This window comes from Candidatus Neomarinimicrobiota bacterium, assembly GCA_041862535.1.
Classification (GTDB): domain Bacteria; phylum Fidelibacterota; class Marinisomatia; order SCGC-AAA003-L08; family TS1B11.
The window spans coordinates 1-5,987 of record JBGVTM010000002.1; the positions used below are offsets into that span (position 1 = coordinate 1).

The window sequence follows — 5,987 nt, forward strand, 5'->3', positions numbered from 1 at the left end:
ATACCTGTTGAATATATCGCGATGGGTCTAGTTGATAAACTTGAGCCCTTCAGCGTCGCAGATGTGGTAGCCATTACAGTGCTAATGGCCTGGAGATTCGGCGGAACAGGCGGCAGCGAAGGCGCTTTGTACGAAGCTCTACTTACGCTTCAAGCAATGCATGGGGCTGCAAACGGGACAGCCATCTGGAACGAGCTCTTCCCGCTGAATGACCCTGGAGCGCCAGTGACCATACCCGACGAAGTCTATGAAGAGACTACCTTGAGTGTACCTTCGTTGGACCTCCCCGATGGAGTCGGCGGACTCCTTCAGCAGTATGAAGAGTCCCGTGCGTCTCAGGATGAACTGCTTGAGTCGCTGGGTATGCCGACAAAATTTGGAAGCAATGCCGTGCTCATCAGTCCGGAATTGTCGGCAACCGGGAATGCACTTGAGCTCGGGGGGCCGCAGATGGGTTATACGGTTCCGCAAATCGTTTATGAGATCGGGTTGCACGGCACGGGAATCAGTGCCCAGGGTATGGCATTCGCAGGGGCCGGTCCATTTATCTTGATTGGTGTCAGCGAACATGGCGCCTGGACTTCAACCACCGGTTCTTCCGATGTCATGGACATTCGCATCCTGGGACTAAATCCTCTAAACCCGACACAGTATTGGCACGACGGTGTCTGGCAGAACATGGAAGTTAGAACGGAGACATTCGAGGTTCGCGGGTTTCCAAACGTGACAGAGACCTTTTATCGCTCGCACTATGGTCCTATTGTCGGCATAGCCGGGGGTACAGCTATCACACTGCACACCCCCTTCTACAGGAACGAGATTGCTGCCGAGCAAGGTTGGCAGGTTTTCCAGGAGGCGAAGAACCTTGACGAATTCGAGGCGGCAGTGGAATTGATATGGCCTTCCCATAACTTCTACTGGGCTGACAGGGCAGGAAACATAGCCTACTGGCATGCCGGGCGCTTCCCGGTAAAGCCCGAGGGTGCTGATCGCAGGTTGCCCTTAACGGGTGACGGAACACAAGAGTGGATCCGTGTCACAGCCCCTGAAGAGATGCCCCGTTGTATCAACCCCGAGCAGGGTTGGCTTACCAACTGGAACAATAAACCAATAGCAGACTGGCCCTACGCAGAATCAGATTTTGGCTGGGGCGAGGGTCACCGTGTCCAGGTTCTGATGAATGCTCTAACTGATTATTACGCTCCAAGGGGAGATGTGACATTCGAAGACATGAACGCGATTAACCAGATTGCGGGATACCACCACACCGCCGGAATGAACTTCGTCGCGGAGCTGATAGCCGTGGTCACAGAGTATTTAGGGACAACCTCTGACCCGGAGGTCGCGGAAGCGCTAGGCTACCTCGTAGCCTGGGCTACGGCAGAGCCCCTTCCTGCCAGCTATGTTGACCTTGTGTCACCCAAATGGCCTACTGACCTAAATCCCACATACGACCATGCCGGTCTGACCATCTTTAACGCCTGGTATGACATTATCGTTCCCGAAGTGTTTAGCAGTATCCTTCCACCCGACATCATCGGGCGCATAAAGGGTAGTCCCAGCCTGTTGCTCCGGGTCTTCCGGGGGGAAACAACCTACGACTACCTGGGTGGCAGAGACAGGGACACGCTGATTGTTGATGCTCTTGATGATGCAATTGGAGCCTTAGAGGTAGAATACGGGTCAGACGACATGTCCACCTGGCTTACCCCGGTCCGTATGCAAAGATACGACTCGCAGGGAGCTCTGCCTGGCGGCTACTATCATCCGTATATGAACCGTGGCACCTATAATCATATTGCTGAAATGCCGCTGGTGCCACCGGCACGCGCAAAACTGCCGTCACAAGCAGTAGCGAAGGGACCAGCACCACACGCAGTAAGTGTGATCCCACCCGGACAGAGCGGGTTTGTTGGTTATCCGGGAGTACCCAGCCCTCATGCGTTCGACCAATTGCTGCTGTACGCATCTTGGAACTACAAGCCTATGCTGTTCCGCGGTGACGATATCGAGGCAGTGGAAACATGGAGGAGGGAGTTCTAGAAAATAAAGCTAAGGATATAGAATTCGAAAGCAAACATTAGCTATCCTCCAGTTTGCTGTTACTACGGACGTAACGATGCCGAGCCCCCGGCTCGGCATCGTTACGTTATGCTGGTCTCTTGACGCACCATATAAGAGGCTGATAGTATGCAGGGGCTACTGGAGGAAGGAGGAGGAAATGAAGCTAGTAACTTTCGGGGTTTCCAAACTAGGTGGTCAGATACAGCGCATCGGAGTCATACACCAGGATAAAGTTCTCGATCTCAATATGGGCTATACGCGCTATCTGGCTGATAAGTATGGCGATATTCAGGCCTACGAACTGGCAGCAGCAATGATTCCACCAGACATGATTGCCTTCTTCCGGAAAGGAAATGAGGGAACAGCCGAGGCCGAGATGACCATCGACTATGTGGCGAAATACCAAGTCAAAGGCAGCTTGTTTGGTCCCCGGGGTGAAAAAATAGTCTACGAGATGAATGAAATCAAGCTGAAGGCGCCGGTGCCGCGGCCGAATTCCCTCAGGGATTATCTCACATTCGAGGGCCATGCCAGCTTTTCCGGGAAAAGGCAACTGGACAAAGGCTGGTATCAGATACCTGTATGCTATAAGGGTAATCCTGATACTGTCATCGGACCCGACGAAGTCATTCTCTGGCCTGCCTTCACCGATTTGCTGGACTACGAGTTGGAATATGGCATCTATATTGGCAAGGAAGGCAAAAATATCCCCAGAGAACAGGCAGAGGAGTACATTGCTGGCTATACTATCTTCAACGACATCAGTGCTCGTGATATCCAGTTGCAGGAGATGCTGGCAGGTGGCATTGGTCCGGCCAAGGGTAAGGACACCTGTAGTGTCATGGGGCCTTGCCTGGTGACTCCTGAAGAGGTGGACCCTAAGAACCTGCGGATGATGGCCCGTGTCAACGGTGAGTTATGGTCGGATAATAACAGCGGCACGGCTTACTGGACATGGCCTCAGGTCATTGAGTTTGCTTCCATGGAGGAGACGCTATATCCCGGTGATTTCTTAGGCTCGGGGACGGTGGAGGGTGGCTCTGGTATGGAACTCAACCGTTGGATTAAGCCAGGCGATGTCGTCGAGCTGGAGGTGGAAGGTATCGGCATCCTTAGGAACCGCGTTGGAGAGAAGCCGCCGAAGCGCACATTCACCCGTTGATACTTCTGTCTGCAAGGTGTTTTGTATGCCGCCAAGCATCTTGGATGGTTGAAATTAAACAGGGTTAGAAAGGAGAGGACGCTATGAACAAGGAATATAAAGTTCCGACCTGGGAGTCGGGGGTCAGGCAGTTGGCTCCTAATATCTATGCCTATATCCAGGCAAAGGCTACCTGGTACTGGAGCAATGCCGGATTCATCGTGGGCAATGATTATGTGGTGGTCGTGGACTCGCTGGCTACGGTCGGCCTGACCCAGAAATTCAAGGAAGAGATTAGAAAGATCACCGATAAGCCAATTCGTTATTTAATCAACACCCATCACCATGGAGACCATATTTATGGAAACCATGTGTTTGCGGGGGCTACTATAATCTCGCATGACTACTGTCGCCGTGAGGCAATAGAGCAGGGTATAAGGGATCCCGGCCTGATGAATACTATTTTCCCTGAATTCGATTTCCGGGGAATCGCGGTCACACCGGCTGATATCACCTTTGACATGCAGCTTACCTTGCATATGGATGGGCGGGAAGTCCGGCTGCTGCACTTCGGGCCCGGCCACACTGCAGGCGACATAATTGTCCATTTACCCGCAGAGGATATCATCTTTGCCAGTGACTTCATTTTTTTGTATTCCACCCCGCTAGGTATGGAAGGGTCCTTTGCTGGCTGGCTCAGGAACCTGAATGCCATGGCGAATCTGGGTGCTCAAACCTATGTCCCTGGCCACGGGCCGGTGTGCGGAGTGGAGGGGCTGAATCTGTGTCGCGATTATCTTGTCTTTGTCCAACGCGAGGCCAGGAAGAGGTTCGACAAAGGCATGACTGTCGATGAAGCCGCCGAAGACATCGACTTGGGGCAATTCAAGCAATGGCCCAATCATGAGCGTATCCTGGCCAACTTGGAACGCCTGTGGCGCGAGTTTCGCGGCGAAGACCACACCACCTCTAAGCTGGATATTGCCGAACTGTTCTTGCGGATGGACAACATGGCTAAGGCAGGCGAGTTGTAGTACGGAATTAAAATTAGTTTAGTATGAAAATAGTCTAGACTGTTCGACATCCAGTAAAAGCTTGAAATGTTACTTAGATGCACACTAAGATGAACTGCGTAAGCTAAACCTTCTGGTCTATTGAGTATGATTTAAACCGTCCCACCAATACCCGGGCTATCTTGTCCCCACAGCCTATATTGAAGGGGGGAACTTGCTGAAATATGTTTCTGAGTTTTGCCCATGTGGTCAGCCAGGAAACGTTGTTGACAAAAGGTCTATCTGATGATATAGTTGAGCAACAGTTTTAGATTGAATGTTCGTTCAATTACCCTGGTGAGAATTGTCTGAAGAGTTCACAATACGCACTTTTAGCAGCGACAAAGCTTTAGTCAAACAGCGCAGAAATCATATAGTTCGCTGCTCTACAAAAGTATTCACTAAGAAAGGCTATGACCGGACCAATATGCGTGAGTTGGCCAAAGCCTGCGAGATGAGTGCCGGGGCGCTGTATCACTACTTTGGTTCAAAAGAGGAGATTCTTTATTCGATTATTAATAATGCTACGTCGCAGCAGGCGGGTTCCATGGAAGATTGGGCCGATGAGCTGGCAACGGCGAGTCCAACGATAGCTCTTGTAGAGCTTGTGAGAAGGTTTTATGAATGGCATGACAATAATCAGGATATTACTCTATTTGCATATCAGGAAACGAAAAACCTGCCAGACAAAGCCCAACAAATCATTTTCGACTCCGAAGCGCGTATATTGGCTGTATTTGAGAAGTTGTTAACAAAAGGCATTGAGGAACGTGAGTTTAATATTGATGATCCCAAGCTAATTGCCCACGACATAGTCGTTCTCGGGCATGCCTGGGCCCTCAGACGTTGGCACCTGAGAAAACGCTGGACTTTCAAAACATATGTAAAGGAACAGACCGATGCTATGTTGAGGGCGATTACGGCAGACATAAACACTGCTGTTGCCAATAAACAGAGAAAGGAGTCATCCAAGTGATTACTTTGAAGGAAGGTAATTTGCGCATTCCCAAATGGAACAGGAAGGTATTTGCCGTTGCTGGGGGTCTGACGAATTATAAGAAGTTCTGCCCGGAGATGAAGATCGAAGAGCAGGTGATGGTGGCATTCCGTCAGATGTTGGAGAATAACGATTTAAAGCTCTCTCCGGTGGAAATCAAGGGATTAATCAACTTTCTTGCCTGTGGTGAATTTGCCGACCACTTTCAAGACCAGCTCCTGTGCGAAGCCAAGGTCACTGACTATCTCGGTCTTGACCCGATGTATGATATAGGTATCAAGACTGGCGGGGCTACCGGTGGCTCCACTGTGCTGACAGCTGCTATGGCAATAGCCAGTGGATATGCTGATGTGGCGTTAGCCGCAGGCTGGGAGCGCATGTCTGAAGTGGATACGCGGACCGGCAACTACTACATTGCCACCGCGGCCTGTAAAGACTTTGAGACGCGGCTTTCCCGCATTTATTCTGCCTACTATGCTCCTATGGCCGTCCGTTTCGCCTGGGCTTACAACCTCTCCGAAGAGACTAGAGCCAAGGTGGCAGTCAAGAATCACCTGTACGCCTATTACTCGCCGTATTCTCAGCAACCAGGCAAATATACAATTCAAGATGTCCTTGACAGTCCGATGTCAACCTACCCGTTACGTTTTTTGGAATGCTGTGCCATGACGGATGGTGCCGCCTGTATGCTGCTTTGCGATGAGAAAACTGCCTATAAGTTGACCGATAAGCC

The 5,987-nt window shown here is 50.9% G+C and carries 5 protein-coding genes; all 5 read left to right on the plus strand.

Features of this window, described 5'->3' with window-relative positions; all coding sequences use genetic code 11:
• The coding region (locus ACETWG_00015) for a penicillin acylase family protein (GenBank protein MFB0514973.1) at nt 1-2,043 on the plus strand (2,043 nt) is incomplete at its 5' end.
• A 178-nt stretch (nt 2,044-2,221) separates the two neighbouring features.
• Nucleotides 2,222-3,226: a fumarylacetoacetate hydrolase family protein gene (locus tag ACETWG_00020; protein ID MFB0514974.1), complete on the plus strand. Its 1,005-nt coding sequence runs from the start codon at nt 2,222-2,224 to the stop codon at nt 3,224-3,226.
• A gap of 83 nt (nt 3,227-3,309) precedes the next feature.
• On the plus strand, nt 3,310-4,239 hold the full coding sequence (locus ACETWG_00025) for an MBL fold metallo-hydrolase (GenBank protein MFB0514975.1): 930 nt from the start codon (nt 3,310-3,312) through the stop codon (nt 4,237-4,239).
• Between the two features lie 322 nt (nt 4,240-4,561).
• Nucleotides 4,562-5,233 carry a TetR/AcrR family transcriptional regulator gene (locus tag ACETWG_00030; protein MFB0514976.1) on the plus strand — a complete coding sequence of 224 codons (672 nt, stop codon included), beginning with the start codon at nt 4,562-4,564 and terminating at the stop codon, nt 5,231-5,233.
• Nucleotides 5,234-5,253: 20 nt separating this feature from the next.
• Nucleotides 5,254-5,987: thiolase domain-containing protein (locus tag ACETWG_00035; GenBank protein MFB0514977.1), on the plus strand; the 734-nt coding region annotated here is incomplete at its 3' end.

Bases quoted from the DNA above. Each gene is read 5' to 3' on its own strand.
- ACETWG_00020 (MFB0514974.1), top strand. From the start codon at position 2,222: ATGAAGCTAGTAACTTTCGGGGTTTCCAAACTAGGTGGTCAGATACAG.
- ACETWG_00025 (MFB0514975.1), top strand. From the start codon at position 3,310: ATGAACAAGGAATATAAAGTTCCGACCTGGGAGTCGGGGGTCAGGCAG.